Raw genomic sequence first — 571 nt, forward strand, 5'->3', positions numbered from 1 at the left:
AAAAAATACTTTACAATATCCTTACTCTACATCAGCTTATGTAGAGTAAGAATTTTGTGGTGTGAAAAATGGTAAAGATGTAACTTATCGAGGGAGTGCCAATTTTATAAAGGATAATGTCCTTATTACTGCTGCTCATAATATTTATAAACATGAGTTTGGTAAAGATGCAGAAGAACTATATGTTACTCCTGCTCGTACTCCAAATAGTGTGCCGTTTGGTCGGATAAAAGTAAAAGAAGCTCGCTATTTAAAAGAATTTCGAAATACTGATCCAGATGAGCTTACTACCTATGACTTAGCAGTTTTAATTTTGGAAGAACCGATTGGCGCTCAATTGGGGACGTTAGGACTTCCCAATAATTTAGAAAATACTAAAAATCTAGATGTAACAGTTACGGGATATTCTGCTGTTAATAAGGATATTAAGCAGATGTATACTGATACAAAAACGATACTTCAAGATACAAATGATTTTTTATTCTATCAAGTAGATACTTTGCGTGGTGCAAGCGGTTCAGCAGTATATGATTCTACCAATAGGGTTGTCGGAGTTCATACCAATGGGAGT

At 34.5% G+C, this 571-nt stretch carries 1 pseudogene; it reads left to right on the forward strand.

The features are described from left to right. A pseudogene (locus HT709_RS11445) lies at positions 1–571 on the forward strand (serine protease); the annotation flags it as partial.

It is taken from the genome of Streptococcus sp. 1343, from assembly GCF_013277355.1.
Classification (GTDB): Bacteria; Bacillota; Bacilli; order Lactobacillales; family Streptococcaceae; genus Streptococcus; species Streptococcus pseudopneumoniae.